The 15087-nt window shown below is 63.0% G+C and carries 18 protein-coding genes; 8 read left to right on the plus strand and 10 right to left on the minus strand.

Going from position 1 to position 15087, the window contains the following annotated elements; translation table 11 throughout:
• The first annotated feature begins 1 nt into the window (after nt 1).
• Nucleotides 2-607: a TetR/AcrR family transcriptional regulator gene (locus tag NKI95_RS17390; protein ID WP_352718344.1), complete on the plus strand. Its 606-nt coding sequence runs from the start codon at nt 2-4 to the stop codon at nt 605-607.
• Between the two features lie 97 nt (nt 608-704).
• Nucleotides 705-1295, plus strand: a complete 591-nt coding sequence (locus NKI95_RS17395; RefSeq protein WP_352718348.1) for a hypothetical protein — start codon at nt 705-707, stop codon at nt 1293-1295.
• 17 nt (nt 1296-1312) lie between these two features.
• Here the strand turns inward: NKI95_RS17395 and ppa are convergent, their stop codons facing one another.
• The 6 genes from ppa to NKI95_RS17425 form a co-directional block, all read right to left on the minus strand.
• Complete coding sequence (gene ppa, locus NKI95_RS17400; protein ID WP_023721304.1) at nt 1313-1843, minus strand: inorganic diphosphatase; 531 nt, start codon at nt 1841-1843, stop codon at nt 1313-1315.
• 116 nt (nt 1844-1959) lie between these two features.
• Nucleotides 1960-2466: a GNAT family N-acetyltransferase gene (locus tag NKI95_RS17405; protein WP_023678138.1), complete on the minus strand. Its 507-nt coding sequence runs from the start codon at nt 2464-2466 to the stop codon at nt 1960-1962.
• A gap of 117 nt (nt 2467-2583) precedes the next feature.
• On the minus strand, nt 2584-3222 hold the full coding sequence (locus NKI95_RS17410) for a TPM domain-containing protein (RefSeq protein ID WP_352458086.1): 639 nt from the start codon (nt 3220-3222) through the stop codon (nt 2584-2586).
• A gap of 10 nt (nt 3223-3232) precedes the next feature.
• Nucleotides 3233-4075, minus strand: coding sequence for a TPM domain-containing protein (locus tag NKI95_RS17415; protein ID WP_352718523.1), 843 nt, complete (start codon nt 4073-4075; stop codon nt 3233-3235).
• A gap of 52 nt (nt 4076-4127) precedes the next feature.
• Nucleotides 4128-4925: a TPM domain-containing protein gene (locus NKI95_RS17420; protein WP_502909184.1), complete on the minus strand. Its 798-nt coding sequence runs from the start codon at nt 4923-4925 to the stop codon at nt 4128-4130.
• A 233-nt stretch (nt 4926-5158) separates the two neighbouring features.
• Nucleotides 5159-5797 carry a LemA family protein gene (locus NKI95_RS17425; protein ID WP_352718354.1) on the minus strand — a complete coding sequence of 213 codons (639 nt, stop codon included), beginning with the start codon at nt 5795-5797 and terminating at the stop codon, nt 5159-5161.
• A gap of 163 nt (nt 5798-5960) precedes the next feature.
• On the opposite strand from NKI95_RS17425, the gene NKI95_RS17430 reads away from it, so the two are divergent.
• The 3 genes from NKI95_RS17430 to NKI95_RS17440 all read left to right on the plus strand — a co-directional run bounded on the left by NKI95_RS17430 (nt 5961) and on the right by NKI95_RS17440 (nt 7966).
• Nucleotides 5961-6212 (plus strand): hypothetical protein, encoded by a 252-nt coding sequence (locus tag NKI95_RS17430; protein WP_023678142.1) that lies wholly within the window; start codon nt 5961-5963, stop codon nt 6210-6212.
• 9 nt (nt 6213-6221) lie between these two features.
• Nucleotides 6222-7106 (plus strand): pyridoxal kinase PdxY, encoded by an 885-nt coding sequence (gene pdxY, locus NKI95_RS17435; RefSeq protein ID WP_352718357.1) that lies wholly within the window; start codon nt 6222-6224, stop codon nt 7104-7106.
• A 104-nt stretch (nt 7107-7210) separates the two neighbouring features.
• On the plus strand, nt 7211-7966 hold the full coding sequence (locus NKI95_RS17440) for a DUF429 domain-containing protein (RefSeq protein ID WP_352718526.1): 756 nt from the start codon (nt 7211-7213) through the stop codon (nt 7964-7966).
• Between the two features lie 31 nt (nt 7967-7997).
• Here the strand turns inward: NKI95_RS17440 and NKI95_RS17445 are convergent, their stop codons facing one another.
• The gene (locus NKI95_RS17445) at nt 7998-9200 is read right to left on the minus strand and encodes an aromatic ring-hydroxylating oxygenase subunit alpha (protein ID WP_352718359.1); all 1203 of its coding nucleotides are present in this window, start codon (nt 9198-9200) and stop codon (nt 7998-8000) included.
• 420 nt (nt 9201-9620) lie between these two features.
• On the opposite strand from NKI95_RS17445, the gene NKI95_RS17450 reads away from it, so the two are divergent.
• On the plus strand, nt 9621-10025 hold the full coding sequence (locus NKI95_RS17450; protein ID WP_023678146.1) for a hypothetical protein: 405 nt from the start codon (nt 9621-9623) through the stop codon (nt 10023-10025).
• Nucleotides 10026-10115: 90 nt separating this feature from the next.
• Here the strand turns inward: NKI95_RS17450 and NKI95_RS17455 are convergent, their stop codons facing one another.
• Together NKI95_RS17455 and NKI95_RS17460 are read right to left on the minus strand one after the other, a co-directional pair.
• Nucleotides 10116-12203: a PAS domain S-box protein gene (locus tag NKI95_RS17455; RefSeq protein ID WP_352718360.1), complete on the minus strand. Its 2088-nt coding sequence runs from the start codon at nt 12201-12203 to the stop codon at nt 10116-10118.
• A 39-nt stretch (nt 12204-12242) separates the two neighbouring features.
• Nucleotides 12243-13022: a response regulator gene (locus NKI95_RS17460; protein WP_352492215.1), complete on the minus strand. Its 780-nt coding sequence runs from the start codon at nt 13020-13022 to the stop codon at nt 12243-12245.
• A 46-nt stretch (nt 13023-13068) separates the two neighbouring features.
• Between NKI95_RS17460 and NKI95_RS17465 the strand changes: the two genes are divergently transcribed.
• The gene (locus NKI95_RS17465) at nt 13069-13755 is read left to right on the plus strand and encodes a winged helix-turn-helix domain-containing protein (protein ID WP_352718362.1); all 687 of its coding nucleotides are present in this window, start codon (nt 13069-13071) and stop codon (nt 13753-13755) included.
• An 82-nt stretch (nt 13756-13837) separates the two neighbouring features.
• Here the strand turns inward: NKI95_RS17465 and NKI95_RS17470 are convergent, their stop codons facing one another.
• Nucleotides 13838-14005: a hypothetical protein gene (locus tag NKI95_RS17470; protein ID WP_023721318.1), complete on the minus strand. Its 168-nt coding sequence runs from the start codon at nt 14003-14005 to the stop codon at nt 13838-13840.
• A gap of 598 nt (nt 14006-14603) precedes the next feature.
• Between NKI95_RS17470 and NKI95_RS17475 the strand changes: the two genes are divergently transcribed.
• Nucleotides 14604-15068 (plus strand): L,D-transpeptidase, encoded by a 465-nt coding sequence (locus NKI95_RS17475; RefSeq protein ID WP_352718364.1) that lies wholly within the window; start codon nt 14604-14606, stop codon nt 15066-15068.
• Nucleotides 15069-15087: the final 19 nt, after the last annotated feature.

The raw sequence follows: 15087 nt of genomic DNA on the forward strand, positions 1-15087 counted from the left end.
CATGAAAAACATTGAACCAACGATCAAAGCCAATGACGCACCGCCGCCTCGCGCCGCCGAACGGATCCTCCAGGTGGCGCGCGATCTGTTCTATAGGCAAGGCATCAGGGCAATAGGCGTCGATGAGATCGTGCGGCGTGCCGGCGTCACCAAGCCCAGCCTCTACCGCAGCTTTCCGTCCAAGGATGAGCTGGCCGCATCCTACCTCCGGCACTATGACCTCGAATTCTGGGAACGCTTCGACGTGGCGGTGAATGCCCATCCCGGCGATCCGCGCGCCCAGATCGTCGCCTTCCTGACGCGTGTCGGCAAGCGCACGCAAAGGCCCGACTATCGCGGCTGCGGCATGACCAATGCCGCGGTCGAATATCCCGAACATGGCCACCCGGCCCGCGTGGTGAGCGAGGCCAACAAGCAGGAATTGCGCCGACGCCTGCGCGCCATGGCGGCGGCAATGGGTGCCCGCGACGCCGACACGCTGGGCGACGGGCTGCTGCTTCTGATCGAGGGTGCCTATATCAGCGGGCAGCTGTTCGGTGCCGGCGGACCGGCGAAGTCCGTGGCCCGCAACGCCGACCTTCTGATCGAAGCAAGCTTGAAGAAATAGCGTTCCGTTTACCAGATCACTGTGAGCAGCCTGAGTTCGTCTAGGCTGCCGCTAAATTTGACGGTACGCTGCGGCAGCCCAAACGGAGTTGTCCGCCATGCGCGCTCTTTTGATCCCATTTGCCTTCGCTGGCTTCTGCAATGCCGCCCGGGCTGGCGACATATCCAGCGTCTATAGCGATCTCGTCTGGGAGAAGGACTGCGTGACCTATGCCCAGGCGGAGGAAGGCGACGGCGACTGGGCCGACCTCGCCTGTTCGGGCTATGGCGGCTACCCGGTGATGGTTTCCTACGACGATGCGCGGGAATCGCTGTTCTACGGCTTTCCACCTGGCGATATGACCACGGTCTGGGAAAGCTTTTCCGGTCTCAATTCGGCTGGACCCAAAGTCGAGTGGCGGATCGAAACCAACGGCAAAACTGTCGTCCCTTTCGCGGTCATCCATCGTCGCTCGATCAGCGATAGCGAGGGCGAGAACAAGTCGACGGAAGTCCTGATCGTCGCCAAGGTTGCCCAGCCTGACGCCCACGAAGGCTGCACGATCGCCCTTGTGCTCGCCACCGGCAATCCCGCCGCCAACGATCAGGCGCGCAAGCTTGCCGACGAGAAGGCCCGCACCTTCGCCTGCGGCAAGGACAAGCGTGTGGTGATCGGCAACACGCCCGATTTCGGCCGCGTCGATAACTGATTATTTGCGCCCGTTAATTACTTGCGCTTGGCCCGCTCGATTGCCTCGACGATCATCTTCTTGGCATAGGCGGCGTCGTACCAGCCCTCGATCTTGACCCATTTGCCGGGTTCGAGATCCTTGTAGTGCTCGAAGAAGTGCTGCACTTGCTGGCGGGTAATGTCGGGCAATTGGGTGTATTCGTGAACGTCCTCATAGCGCAAGGTCAGCTTGGGCGAAGGCACCGCGATGACCTTCTCGTCCTGGCCGGCATTGTCCTCCATCACCAGCACGCCGATCGGCCGCACATTGATGACACAGCCCGGCACCAGCGCGCGTGTGTTGCAGACCAGCACGTCGATCGGGTCGCCGTCGCCCGACAGCGTGTGCGGCACGAAACCGTAATTACCGGGATAACGCATCGACGTGTGCAGGAAGCGGTCGACGAACAGCGTGCCGGCCTCCTTGTCCATCTCGTACTTGATCGGCTCGCCGCCGATCGGCACCTCGATGATGACGTTGACGTCCTCGGGCGGGTTCTTTCCGCTGGCAATCGCTTCGATACGCATCGCTTTATCCCTCTCTCGATTGGAGATCGATAGCGGGCGACGGCGAATGGTGCAATGCGGCGAATGGTACGGGGAGATCGTCCGAACCGAAAACCGGCCGGATCATGCGCTGGCCGTCATTCCCAGACGAAAGCGACCTTCTTCAGCGCTTTCTGCTCGAATATCTCGACGCCCTCGGCAACATCGCGGCCACCGGCGCCGGCATAGAAGGCAAGTGCGTTCTGATTGTCTTCCAGCGCCCAGACCACCATGCCTTTCAGGCCATGGTCGGCCAGCCGTGCCCGTGCGGCCGAGAACAGCCGGCTGCCGAGCCCGATGCCTTGATATTCCGGCCGCAGGTAAAGTTCGTAGATCTCGCCCTGCTGCCTGAGTTCGCGGGCGCGGTTCTTGCCGATCGTCGCATAGCCGGCAATTTTGCCGCCGATTTCGACGACCAGGACGGTGGCAGCGCGGCGAATGGCATTCGCCCACCAGTCGGCGCCGCGGCGGTTGATCATCGATGTCAGCGTGCGGTGCGGGATGATGCCCGAATAGGCGCCGCGCCAGGCCTCGAGATGCACGTCGGCGATGGCGGCTGCATCGCGCGGTTCGGCTTTCCTGATGTCGATGCTCAGCGTATTCATGATTGGTTAACCATAAACCCGCTGCGCCCGATTGCAAGAGTCCGGTCAGCCGCCGCGATGCTTTCACACAGCCGGACGGTGCGTCCTTGAGACGCTGCAAAACCGCTTTTGGCGAGATCAAATCTCGACCAGATGGTCGTCCAGTTCGTTGCTGTCGCCGGTCGAGACCGGAAAATGCTCGGCCAGTACCGCACCGACCGCTTGGATCGCCTTGACGAACCCCTCGGCAAGCCGATCGTCGCCGGCATGCGCCGTAAGGTCGCGGACGACACCGTCCCAGACATGCTGGCCGACACGAGAATCGATCCCGCTGTCGGCGACCACCTCGGCATAGCGCTCCGCAATCGAGACGAACACCAGCACGCCGGTGCGCGCCGTGGTGCGGTGGACGTTGCGAGCGAGGAACTGCTTCATCGCATTGGCGTGGGCGGCCTGGTAGCGCAGACGCCTCGGCACCAAATGGATGCGCAATGCGGGCAGTGCCCACAACAGGATGAGCACACTGGCAAGCGCCAGAAGCTCGGCGATGACGAAATGCGGCAAGCGGATCGACAGCCACCAGGCTTCCAGCCCGTAACCGACGCCGAGACTGACGACGAGCATGCCGAGCATCGCCATGAAAGCGGCCGGGAAGAAATAGCCGTCGCTGGCGTGCGCCACGACGCAGTAGATCTCGCCGTCGGTCTTTGATTCGGCAGCGCGGATCGCATCGGCGATGCGCTCATGATCCTCGGGGCTGATCGGTCGTGTTGCCATGATTGATGTCTCACCAGCTTCCTGAAGAACCGCCGCCGCCGGACGAACCGCCGCCGCCTGAAAACCCGCCGCCGGAACTTCCGGACGACCAACCGCTGCCGGAACTTCCAGACGACCAGCCACTGCCGGACGAGGTCCCCGACGTCCAGCCCCCGCCACCGGAGGGTGACGAACCTGGCCCACGGCCGTAGCGGAACGTCATGCCCAGCCATTTGTACACGCCCGGCGACAGTTTCGTGCCGAAGATCGGCGGCAGGAACGCCATTGCCAAGCCGCCGAAGAACATCGTCGCCCACAGGACGATGAACAGCACGAAGATGGGATCGACAGGGTTGTCATTCGCCGGATTGCGCTTGCCGCGCGCCTCCAGTTCTTCGGGATTGCCTTCCAGCACCATGATCATGTCGTCGACGGCCTTGCTGATGCCGCCTGAGAAATCGCCGGCACGGAAAGCCGGCACCATGTCGTTTTCGATGATCAGCTTGGTGTGCAGATCGGTCAGCGTGCCTTCCAGCCCATAGCCGACCTCGATGCGCATCTTGCGGTCGTTCGGCGCCACCAGCAAAAGCACGCCGTTGTTCTCCTTCGCCTGGCCGAGTTTCCAGGCGCGAAACAGCCGGTTGGCGTAAGGCTCGATCTCCTCGCCGTCGAGGCTGGGGATGGTCGCGACGACGATCTGGTCGGACCCCTTGGTCTCGAAATCGGCAAGCTTCTGCGTCAGCGCCGCCTTGGTCGCGGTATCGATGATGCCGGCATTGTCGACGACCCGTCCGGTCAGCGCCGGCAGTTCGGCGGCGAAGGCCGCGAAGCCGACCAGCAGCACCGCCATGGCCATAAGCGCGGTGCCGATCATTTTTATGAAACGGCCGGATTCCACCGGGCTGATGGCGTGTCTTGTCATCTCGTCACCAGCTCCCCGAGGAGCCGCCGCCGCCGGACGAACCGCCGCCGCCGGAAAACCCGCCACCGCTTGAACCCGACGACCATCCCCCGCCGGAACCTCCCGACCAGCCGCCGGACGACCGCCGGCTTGGCTCGAAGGTCATGCCCAGCCAGCGATAGCGGCCGGGACCGATCTTCTGGCCGAAGATCGGCGGCAGGATGGAGGCTGCGAGGCCGCCGAAAAAGATGATTGCCCAGATGGCTATGAAGATCGTGAAGAACAGATCGTCGCTGTTGAACGGCGGCTGCTGGTTGCGTTCGCCGCGCGCCTCCAGCTCTTCGGGATTGCCTTCCAGCACCATGATCATGTCGTCGACGGCCTTGCTGATGCCGCCGGAGAAATCGCCGGCGCGGAAGGCCGGCACCATGTCGTTTTCGATGATCAGCTTGGTGTGCAGGTCGGTCAGCGTGCCTTCAAGCCCATAGCCGACCTCGATGCGCATCTTGCGGTCGTTCGGCGCCACCAGCAAAAGCACGCCGTTGTTCTCCTTCGCCTGGCCGAGTTTCCAGGCGCGAAACAGCCGGTTGGCGTAAGGCTCGATCTCCTCGCCGTCGAGGCTGGGAATGGTCGCGACGACGATCTGGTCGGACCCCTTGGTCTCGAAATCGGCAAGCTTCTGCGTCAGCGCCGCCTTGGCCGCGGCATCGATGATGCCGGCGTTGTCGACGACTCGTCCGGTCAGCGCCGGCAGTTCGGCGGCAAGAGCGGTAAGCGGGAGAAAGAGGCTAAGGCAAAGAAAGATGATCCGCAGTGATGCCAGGCTGGCGTTCCTTCGCGCCCCTCTCTGTCCTGCCCTCTTTGCCAAAACTTGGCATCTCCCCCACTTGCGGGGAGATCGACTACGGCGCTGGCTTTCGCTAGCTTTGAATGTTGCAGGAGTGGACAGGACGCAGAAGACTGCCAATCTCCCCACTTGCGGGGGAGATGTCCGGCGGGACAGAGGGGGCGCGACGGAGTGCAAGGCCAGCGGAGACCGCGCTCACCAGGTGTTCTTCACCCGCCCTGCTGCGTGCCGAAATCGACCTTCGGCGGCTGCATCTTATCCTCCTCGATGGTGAAATTCGCAAACGGCTGGTTGCCGCGGAACCACAAGGTCGCCCAGATCACCGAGGGGAAGGTCCTCAGCGTCAGATTGTACTCTCTCACTGCCTGGATATAGTCGCGGCGGGCGACCGTGATGCGGTTCTCGGTGCCTTCGAGTTGTGCTTGCAGTGCCAGAAAGTTCTGGTTGGCCTTGAGATCGGGGTAGTTCTCCACCACCGCCAGCAGGCGCGACAGTGCGCTGGTCAGGCCGGCCTGGCTGTCCTGGAATTTCTTGAAGGCTTCCGGATTGTTCAGCGTTTCCGGCGTCACGGTCACCTGCGTCGCCTTGGCGCGCGCTTCGACGACGGCATCGAGCGTGTCCTTCTCGTGCGCGGCGTAGCCCTTGACCGTGTTGACCAGATTGGGGATGAGATCGGCGCGGCGCTGGTATTGATTCAACACCTCGCTCCATGCTGCCTTGGCGTTTTCCTCAGCCGTCGGGATGGTGTTGTAGCCGCAGCCGGCAAGCAGCGGCAGCATGACGGCCATGACCAGGAACGCAGCTAAATTACGGAAGATTGGCGGTGAAGAAAGGCGCTGGACAAGCATGATAAGGTCCCCTCGATAGCATTGGCACGGGAAGCATTAGCACAATCCTTGCGCAAGAAAATGACTTCGGCCGAGAAGTGTTACTGGTTTTCTACCATTCGCCGTCGGGCCCTGTGACAGACGAGGCGAACGGGTTAAGCTCGGCATAAAACGGGACATCACCATGGCGAAACGCCACGACAGCGACGCGGAATCGCGCCGCATCATCGAACGGGTGGCACGCGAGACCGACCCGGGCGGCACCTCGTTCCTTGCACGAACCACTAAAGGCGCGCGCGACCACGTCACCGCGGCCGATGCCGACCGGTCGGACCCGATCGAATATTGGGGCACCCGCATCGGTCGCGCAGCGGGCTTGCTTATTGCCATCGGCCTGTTGATCTGGCTCGTGCTTTTCGTCACCAGGGGCAGTTAGGAAAAATCAATGAGTGCCGAAAAAGCCGACGCGCCGCGCGCGGTCATCGTCGTCTCCAGCCATGTCGCACGTGGCTCGGTCGGCAACCGTGCCGCCGTCTTTGCGCTGGAGACGCTCGGCTTTCCGGTTTGGGCGGTGCCGACCGTCATTCTGCCCTGGCATCCGGGGCATGGCCGGGCCACCCGCATCGTGCCGCCGCTGGACCAGTTCAAGGCGCTGATGACCGACCTCGAGCGCGCGCCGTGGCTGGGCGAGGTCGGCGCCGTGCTGTCCGGCTATCTCGGCGAGGCTGGCCAGGCCGAAGTCGTCGCTTCGCTGGTCGGTGCGGTCAAGGCGAAGACGCCGGACGCCCTCTATATCTGCGACCCGGTGATGGGCGATTCGGGCGGGCTCTACGTACCTGAGCCGACCGCAATCGCCATGCGCGACCGGCTGATGCCGATCGCCGATATTGCCACGCCCAACCGCTACGAGCTGGAATGGATGGCCGGAGCGCCGCTGCCCGACTTGAAATCGGCAATGGCTGCAGCCCTGCAAGCCGGCCCACCGGCAATGCTGGTCACTTCGGCACCAGCGATGATGGCCGGCGGCACGGGCAATTTACTGCTCACCGGCAGAGAGGCACTGCTTGCCGAACACCGGCTCATCGACAAGCCGCCGAATGGGCTCGGCGACCTGACGGCGGCCGTCTACCTGGCGCGGATCCTGTCCGGCCAGCCGGCCGCCAAGGCGCTGCAATCGACCACGGCAGCGGTCTACGAGATCCTGGCGCGCACCGCCAAGCGCGGCGGCGACGAATTGCAGCTCGAGACCGATGCCCAGAGCCTGTCGCACCCGATGGCGATGGTGCAGCTTCGCCATCTCCTGCATCCGGAACGGGACCGCCGGGCGTGAGGCAGGCCGAAGACGGTGCGCCCCAGGATGATGCGCCCAAGGATGTTGTGCCCGATCATGTTGTGCCTGGGGATGTTGCGCCCAGGGGTGTTGTGCCCAGGGGTGTGGTGCTTGTCGGCGTCGACGGTTGCAAGGCCGGCTGGATAGCCGTCCGCCGCGATCCCGGTGCGGCACCGTCGACAGCCGTTTTCCCAAGCTTCGCGGCGTTGCTCGACCGACTGCCCGTCAATGCGATCGTGGCGGTCGATATGCCAATCGGCCTGCCCGATTTCTCCCAAAGAGGCGGCCGCGGCCCGGAGGCACTGGTGCGGCGGCTGCTTGGGGCCCGGCAGTCCAGTGTCTTTGCCATCCCCTCCCGCGCCGCGCTCTACGCGGAGATCGAGGCCTTCACCACGGTCGACGCCTGGTACGCCGCACATCGCAAGGCAAGTGAGGTGGCCAAGACGACATCAGATCCGCCGCGCGGCGTCTCGATCCAGGCCTTCGGCATCTTCGCCAAGATCCGCGAGATCGATTCGCTGCTGATCGCGCGCCCCGAACTGCGCAGCCGCGTCTTCGAATCGCATCCGGAAGTTGCCTTCTGCAAACTGAACGGCAACCGGGCGATGCGCCTGCCAAAGAAGATCAGGGGCAACATCAATCCGGCCGGCATGGCCGAACGCAAGGCGCTGCTTGCCCAGCATGGTTATAGCCAGGATTTTCTCGACCAGAGGCCGCCGCGCGGCGCGGGCGCCGACGATTTCCTCGACGCCGCGGCGATGATGCTGATTGCCGGACGCATCGCCAGAGGCGAGGCAATGCCGTTTCCGGATCCGCCGGTCGCCGATCGTTACGGCATTCCCGTCGCCATCTGGGCCTGAGGACCAAGGCTAACATTTTGGGCAGCATGCGTCAGGAGCGTGATCTGAGCGCCTCATTGAGCGACCACATATCCTTCTCCTCGGGCGCGGTCTCCAATCCGAGCACGGGAATTTGCTTGCGCAAATGGTCGTGGTGGGTGCGCACCCCATATTCGAGATCGGAAAAGTAAAAACCTCCGAAGGCTTCGGATAGCATGGATTCGTTGGACCATATCGAAAGCTGTACATCCTCAGCCAGCGTGTCGCGGTCGATGCGGTAGGATAGGTAACGGGCAGCCGCCTGCTCCCTGGGCTCGTCGCGATAGCGGTAGATGGCGCCGCGCAGCAGCGTCTCACCCGTCGACAGCGGGAATTCCTGATAGAACTGCACCGATTCCGGCATGATCGACAGCGCGTTGTTCGGGAAGATGCCGTAGTAGATCCAGGCCTTGCGCAGGTGCTCCGGCAAGTGCTTCGCCTCGGGTGCGAGCTTGATGTATTGCGCGACGCTCCAGCGCCGTCCGGCATGCGGATTGTAAGTGGCGAACGAGCGCGACACGCCGTTGACGAACGGCTCGTCGAAATAGGTCGCACCGTAAAGATCCTGCAGCGCCGGATGCGCCATGGCGACGTGGTAGCCTTCATTGTCGACATCGCGCACCGACTTCCAGTTGACCGGCGTCTTTTGGGTCCAGATGCCCCAGGACGGCACCATCTCGGCCACGCCGTAATGAGCAATCTCGGCTTCGATCGGCTTCAACAGCTCGGCCACAGATGGCTGCGGCCCACCCTTGCGGAAGCGGATGAAGATGAAGCCCATCCAGATTTCGAGCTCGAGCGGCATCAGGCCGAATTCGGTCTTGTCGAGGTCGGGGAAGGAACGCGGGCGGGCAGCACCGCGCAGCGTGCCGTCGAGATTGTAGACCCAGCCATGGAAAGGGCAGACCAGCGCATTCTTGCAAGTGCCCTGGCTGTCGGCAACGACGCGACTGCCGCGGTGGCGGCACATATTGTTGAAGGCGCGCACCACGCCATCCTTGCCGCGCACGATCAGCGCCCGTTCGCCGACCACATCCATCGTCAGATAGTCACCGGCGTTCGGCACGTCGCAGACATGGCCGGCGATCTGCCAATGGTTGCGGAAGACGTGCTCTTTCTCGAGCTCGAGCAGGGCGTCGGAATGATAGCTCCAGCCCGGCAGGCCCCGCCGATCCCAATCGTTGGGGATTGCCACGTCACGCAGATGCGGGTTCATAAAAAGCTCTTTATTTATTGAATGATCGTTCAATAAAAGCATATTTTCCGTTGAAATGCAATGGCTTGTGAAAATGGGGCGAATTCTTGACGGGAAATCGAGCGGGATTTGAGAGCCGAGTCCGAACGATCGAAGCCGGGAAAATCCCGGGAATTCCAGACGTTAATCCCCTCACGCGTGTTAAACGCCCGACGCTCTGTGGGCCTGGAAAGGCGACGTGGATCTAGTGCCGTGGATAGCGGAAAGCGAGCACAGAATGCCACCGGTGCTGCCAGCTACGCCTGATCGGTTTGCCCAGGAATGGCCCCGGGCTTGGTTTCATGCCGGTTACACAATCGTTAATCCATCATCGTTGGCCGGTTACAAGGTGCGATTAAGTTCGTTTCAACAGGGAAAAGAAGAAGACCGAAGGAAACGACGATGCGTACGAAAATCCAGATCACCGATACCGACCTTCGCCAGCAGGGTCCCCAGCGTAACGACCGGCGCCCGAAGCTGGCGCTGCGCCAGCGCGCCAGTGATCATCCAATGGCGATGTTCATGCTGCTGGCGGCTGCCGCATTTGCCGGCATGGCGCTGACGCCAACCGTCGGTCCGGCCTTCGCCTCACTGAACCCGCCGGCCAACCTCATCGATGGCGCGACAACCACCACCAAGACGGCGCGCCTGCCGATGCCGGAGATCGATTTTGCCTGCAAGGGGCAGGCCTGGGGCGCCGAGAGCCTGGATTGCCTGCGCGTCATCGCTGCCCAGTCGGGCAAGGCACGACCGGTCCGCATGATCGCCAATGCCGCCCCGCTGGCTGATACGCCGAACGTTTTTTGATTTTTTGCGAGCGCCCTCCAGCACTCCAGTCAGGCTCCCGCCGCAATGTCGGCCGGGAGCCTTTTTTCTTCCGGGGAGAGATCGCGGAGTCTAGCCGCCCAGAGCGACCTGCTCGGCAATGGCCGAGAGCACGCCGCGCACATCCAGCGTGCTGAACGGTTTTTCGAGGATTGGCGGCCGCTGCTGCGCCGGCAGCGCTTCGATCTCGCCTTTCGCGCCGATCAGATCGCCGGTGACAAGCACGAAGCGCCGCGCCAGACCCGGCAGTTCGGCGAGTAGCTCGCGATAGGCGGCTATGCCGCTGGTGCCGGGCATGCGCAAATCGGAAAACACGATGTCCGGCGGCACATGGCCGCTCAGCGTCGCGGCGGCCGAGACCCAGGCCGGCACGATCCGCGACTTGATGCCCATCAATTCCAGAATGTCGGACAGCGACGCCGCGACATCCGGTTCATCGTCTATGATCAGGGCGTGACGCAAGCCGCTCGACCGCGACGGAGCTTCGCCGGCGGCGGCCGCGCCGACAGCGATCGCCGGCAGTTGCACGACAAAACGCACACCTCTCGGCGAAACCTCCTCGAACCAGATATTGCCATTGTGCCGCTCGATGATCGATTTCGAGATCGACAGGCCGATGCCGGTACCGACACCGACCGGCTTGGTGGTGAAATAGGACTCGAATATGCGTGAACGTATCGCTTCCGGCACGCCTGGGCCGTTGTCCTCGACCGAGAATCCGGGATTGCCGCGGTCGCTGCGAAACGTCCGGACCTTGATCCGCCGGTCGCCGGCAATGCCGGCCAAGGCGTGCTGGCTGTTGATGAGGAAGTTGGCGGCCACCTGCGTCACGTGGTCGGCATCGGCCATCGCCAGCAGCGGGCCGCTGGCGAAATCGGTGTCGATGATGATGCCGCTCGACCGTGCGCCATAGGCGGTCACTTCGAGTGCGGCGCGGATCACCTGGTTGAGGTCGGTTTCGGCCTGCGCGGCCGGGTGCAGGCGGACCATCGACAGGAAGCTCTTGACGATACGGCCGCAGCGCTCGGCGGCGGCGCGTACCTTTTCGGCGCGCACCTTGGTCTGCGGATCGGCGGCGAATTCGTGCAGCAGCGTCGACTGGGCGACAACCACGGCCAGCGGATTGTTGAGCTCGTGCGAAACGCCGGCAAGCAGCGAGCCCATCGCCGCCATCTTCTCGTTCTGGTGCAGTTTTTCGCGCTGGCGGTTGATTTCCTCCTCAGCCCGCAACTTATCGCGCAGGTCGCGGATGGAGCCGAAAATCAGCTGGCGATCGGCGACGCGCATCTCGGTTGCCGTCAGCTCGATCGGAAAAACCTCGCCGGCGGCATTCTGGGTGACCGTTTCGAGCCGTTGGCCGACCATCGGCGCGCCACGACCCGACATGTATTCGGCGCCCGACGCATAGCCCTTGCGGTAATATTCCGGCACGACCGTATCGAGCAGGTCCTTGCCGAGGATATCGCTGCGCCGATAGCCGAACATCTTCTCGGCGGCCGGATTGAATTCGATGATCGAGCCGGTCTCGTCGATGACGATGATGGCGTCGAGCGAGGCCTGCAGCATGGTGCGGCGAATGACGTCGCTGGCATGCGCGTCGGAGGGCGACCGTTCGATGGCATCGCCGATGGCGAGTGCCACCATGTGCAGCGCCGCCTCTTCCTGGTCGGTCCATTCGCGTTCGTTAACGCAGTCGTTGACCGCCAGCGTGCCCCACAAATTACCGTGCGAAAAGACCGACACCGACAGGAACGACTTGATGTTCTGCTTTTCGAAATCGGTCCGCAGAAAGCCTTCGAGATCGCGTGTGTGCCCGGCGAATATCTTGCCTTGGCGCTCGTCCTCCGCCAGCTGTTCCAGCAATGGGTCCGAATCGACGACCGACTGCATGATGACGGTCGGTGACGCCAGTTCGCCGCCAAACCGGGAGGCGATCCAATAAGCGGCGACCGACTGGGCGAAGCCCTGGCCGGGCAGTTCGCGCAGGCGAAACAGGATGCCGCGGTGACAATCCATGGCTTCGCAAAGCGTCTGGAGGATGCCCTCCATCTCGCGCTGCCAGTCGCCGGCTTCGCGCAGCCGGCGAACCACATGCACGGCCGCCATCGCCGCGCCCTGCCTGGCGCCCTGCGTGTCCGCGCGTGCTGTTTCAGCCGTCATGGTCATTTCCTGGCCGTGGCTTGCTCAAGCCGCCGCGCCTTAGTTGTTTTCACCGGCTGGCAGCGAGAAGATATAGCCTTCGCCGCGCACCGTGCGCAGGAATTTCGGATTGGCCGGATCCGCCTCGATCTTCTTTCTCAGCCGCATGATGCGGATGTCGACGGCGCGGGATGATTCCGGGTCCTCGACGAAACCGATCGCCTCGGAGATCGCCGCCCGCGTCAACAGCCGGTTGGCGCGCGTCAGGAACACCTCCAGCACGTCGAACTCGCTCTTGGCCATGTCGATGACCGCGCCGTTGGCGCCGGTGACGAGCCTGCCGTCAAGATCGGCGTGAAAGGGTCCGAAGCTCACGGACCGGCGGCCGCCGGATGTTTCAGCCTTGGCCTTTTGTGGCTCGGTCGGCTCCGGAACGCGACGCAGCACGCTGCGCACCCTGGCTAGCACTTCGCGCAATTCGTAAGGCTTGACGATGTAATCGTCAGCGCCGAGCTCCAATCCGACGATGCGGTCGAGCGCGGTACCGGCGGCCGTCGCATAGATGATGCCGATCGGCATTTTCGACCGCATCCAGCGGCCGAGCGACAGGCCGTCCTCGCCCGGCATGGCGATGTCGAGAATGGCCAGATGGAAGGACTGCGTTTCCAAAAGGTCCCGCGCCGCCGCCGCACTTTCGGCCGTGGCCACATCATAGCCGCTGGCGCCGAGATATTCGGCGACCGCATCCCTCAGGTCTGGCTCGTCCTCGACAATGACAATTCGTGCCCGCACGATGCTTTCGCTCCCGCTTTCAGCGGAAAGTAGATTGGGTATAAACATGATGTCCAGCACTCTTCTTGGGTTGCCGTTTGCGGGGTAGAAAAACATGGCTGCACGATCCGTCATCGCGCTTGTTTCCGTCGCTGAAGTAATTGCGACCGATCTCGCCGATCATCTCGAGCGGCGCGGTCATGACGTCCGTGCGGCGCGACAGCCGTGGGAAGCCGAATCGCTGCTTTCGGAAAAGGGCATCGACGTCGTGGTTGTCGGCGACAGCGTCAGCCAGGCGGAGGGGCGCGACCTGCTCAGGCGACATGGCGGCGAAGGTGGACCGGATTTCATCCTGATCTGCCGACCGGCCGATCTGGTCGACAAGGTTCTCGCGCTCGAACTCGGCGCCGCCGACGTCGTCGAAAGCCCGCTCAATGTCAGGGAGCTTGCCGCTCGCGTCGGCGGCCTTCTGGCTCGGCGCGGCAGGAGCGCCGGGGAACTGGTCGTGCTGGAGAACGCGACCGTCGATCTCCGATCGGCCATCGTCATGCACCGCTCGGGCACGGAAGAACAGCTGTCGCCCGGGCAGGTGGCGCTGCTCAGGCTGTTCCTGGCCAGCCCGCGCAAGGTGCTGACGCGGGACGACATCATTGCCGCCGCACCCGCCGAAAATGCCGAAGCCTTCGATCGGTCGATCGATTCGCGCATCGTGCGGCTGCGCCGCAAGCTCGATACCGAAACCATCACCACCATACGGGGTGCGGGTTATCGGTTCGATCCGCCGACGCAATTCGTCGATTGAAGGCAGGACGGCCACCCTTTTGTCTTGAGCATCGGATTTTCCCAAAACCGGTTTTCCACTCTTGGGGTCCGATGCTGTTTCCTCAGCGCACCACGAGAAGCGACGGGCCGGACGGCATATCACTGTTCGTGCTGACTTCGCCGGCATGGGCACGTTCCTTCAGCAGCACGGTGGCGAGGCCGGCAATGCCGAGCAGGCCCTGCACGTAGAGCAAGGCAGAAAGCACGGAAGCGGCGAATTTCGTTTTCATCCTGTTCGTTCCTCAAAATTGGAATTTGCGGGCACTTCAGGGGAACCCCCGAAGCGCCCGCGCCGCCAGCGGAGCCCCCCGTTGCGGCGCGGGCCTTCGGTCCTCTCGGCTGCAAGTTGCCGGAGGCGCCGCGCATCCTCAACGGCTCTAAGCCGCCCCCGCCAGAGGGGCTTGAGCCGGTCGACGCGCAGGCTGGAAACTGTCCAGACCAATCCAACCGTAGCGAAAACAGTGTTGGCTTCCGATCGTTCGTTGCCGGCTGCTTTCGTTAGGTCAACTTTCTCTGTTCGCTGTATCCGGATCATGCCGCCGAGGCCGCGCTTTGTTGCAGCTCGGTTTCGGAGTCAGGTGAATTCCTCTCAAACGAAAAGCAATCGCATATTCGTGCCGCGGTTTGGCCGATCCGCCTAGGCAAACACGCCACCGTCATGACAACGTCGCGCAACTGCAAGCCGCTTTGCACGGACCTTTTTCTGTTAACCGGGAAACAGAATCGAAACAGAAACGAGCATCCAGCGAAATCGGCTTGAAACATGACGCCCCGATAAGCCGGTCATCGAATTGAGCCGGCCCCGACCGGCAGAATAAGGGGGACATCATGTGCACTGCCATTTCCGCCAAGCTCATCAACATCGCCGCCGCCGTCATCACCGGTACTGCCTTGCTTGCCGGTGCCGGCAACGGCGCAGCCCGCGCCGCCGCCAACAAGATCGTCGCGCGTGTGTCGCTATCGCAGCAGACCATGGAAATCCTGGTCGACGGCCGGCCGACATTCGCCTGGAAGGTCTCGACCGGCGACAGGACGCACGTCACGCCGACTGGTTCGTTCAAGCCGACCCGCATGCATGAAATGTGGTACTCGAAGAAATACGACAACGCCCCGATGCCGCATTCGGTGTTCTTCAGCGGCGGCTACGCCGTACATGCGACAAGCGCCATCAAGCGCCTCGGCCAGCCGGCCTCGCATGGCTGCGTGCGTCTGCATCCGGACAACGCCGCCGATTTCTACCAGCTCGTCGAGGTCTTCGGCCCGGCCAACACCAGCATCGTCATCGTCAAATGAGCGATGCCTCTCGTCGCTC

This window comes from Mesorhizobium sp. M0306, from assembly GCF_040321655.1.
Taxonomy (GTDB): domain Bacteria; phylum Pseudomonadota; class Alphaproteobacteria; order Rhizobiales; family Rhizobiaceae; genus Mesorhizobium.

What these genes read in the sequence shown, in the direction of transcription:
- NKI95_RS17390 (WP_352718344.1), top strand. Translation starts at nt 2, where the DNA reads ATGAAAAACATTGAACCAACGATCAAAGCCAATGACGCACCGCCGCCT.
- NKI95_RS17395 (WP_352718348.1), top strand. Translation starts at nt 705, where the DNA reads ATGCGCGCTCTTTTGATCCCATTTGCCTTCGCTGGCTTCTGCAATGCC.
- ppa (WP_023721304.1), bottom strand. Translation starts at nt 1,843, where the DNA reads ATGCGTATCGAAGCGATTGCCAGCGGAAAGAACCCGCCCGAGGACGTC.
- NKI95_RS17405 (WP_023678138.1), bottom strand. Translation starts at nt 2,466, where the DNA reads ATGAATACGCTGAGCATCGACATCAGGAAAGCCGAACCGCGCGATGCA.
- NKI95_RS17410 (WP_352458086.1), bottom strand. Translation starts at nt 3,222, where the DNA reads ATGGCAACACGACCGATCAGCCCCGAGGATCATGAGCGCATCGCCGAT.
- NKI95_RS17415 (WP_352718523.1), bottom strand. Translation starts at nt 4,075, where the DNA reads ATGATCGGCACCGCGCTTATGGCCATGGCGGTGCTGCTGGTCGGCTTC.
- NKI95_RS17425 (WP_352718354.1), bottom strand. Translation starts at nt 5,797, where the DNA reads ATGCTTGTCCAGCGCCTTTCTTCACCGCCAATCTTCCGTAATTTAGCT.
- NKI95_RS17430 (WP_023678142.1), top strand. Translation starts at nt 5,961, where the DNA reads ATGGCGAAACGCCACGACAGCGACGCGGAATCGCGCCGCATCATCGAA.
- pdxY (WP_352718357.1), top strand. Translation starts at nt 6,222, where the DNA reads ATGAGTGCCGAAAAAGCCGACGCGCCGCGCGCGGTCATCGTCGTCTCC.
- NKI95_RS17445 (WP_352718359.1), bottom strand. Translation starts at nt 9,200, where the DNA reads ATGAACCCGCATCTGCGTGACGTGGCAATCCCCAACGATTGGGATCGG.
- NKI95_RS17450 (WP_023678146.1), top strand. Translation starts at nt 9,621, where the DNA reads ATGCGTACGAAAATCCAGATCACCGATACCGACCTTCGCCAGCAGGGT.
- NKI95_RS17455 (WP_352718360.1), bottom strand. Translation starts at nt 12,203, where the DNA reads ATGACGGCTGAAACAGCACGCGCGGACACGCAGGGCGCCAGGCAGGGC.
- NKI95_RS17460 (WP_352492215.1), bottom strand. Translation starts at nt 13,022, where the DNA reads ATGTTTATACCCAATCTACTTTCCGCTGAAAGCGGGAGCGAAAGCATC.
- NKI95_RS17465 (WP_352718362.1), top strand. Translation starts at nt 13,069, where the DNA reads ATGGCTGCACGATCCGTCATCGCGCTTGTTTCCGTCGCTGAAGTAATT.
- NKI95_RS17470 (WP_023721318.1), bottom strand. Translation starts at nt 14,005, where the DNA reads ATGAAAACGAAATTCGCCGCTTCCGTGCTTTCTGCCTTGCTCTACGTG.
- NKI95_RS17475 (WP_352718364.1), top strand. Translation starts at nt 14,604, where the DNA reads ATGTGCACTGCCATTTCCGCCAAGCTCATCAACATCGCCGCCGCCGTC.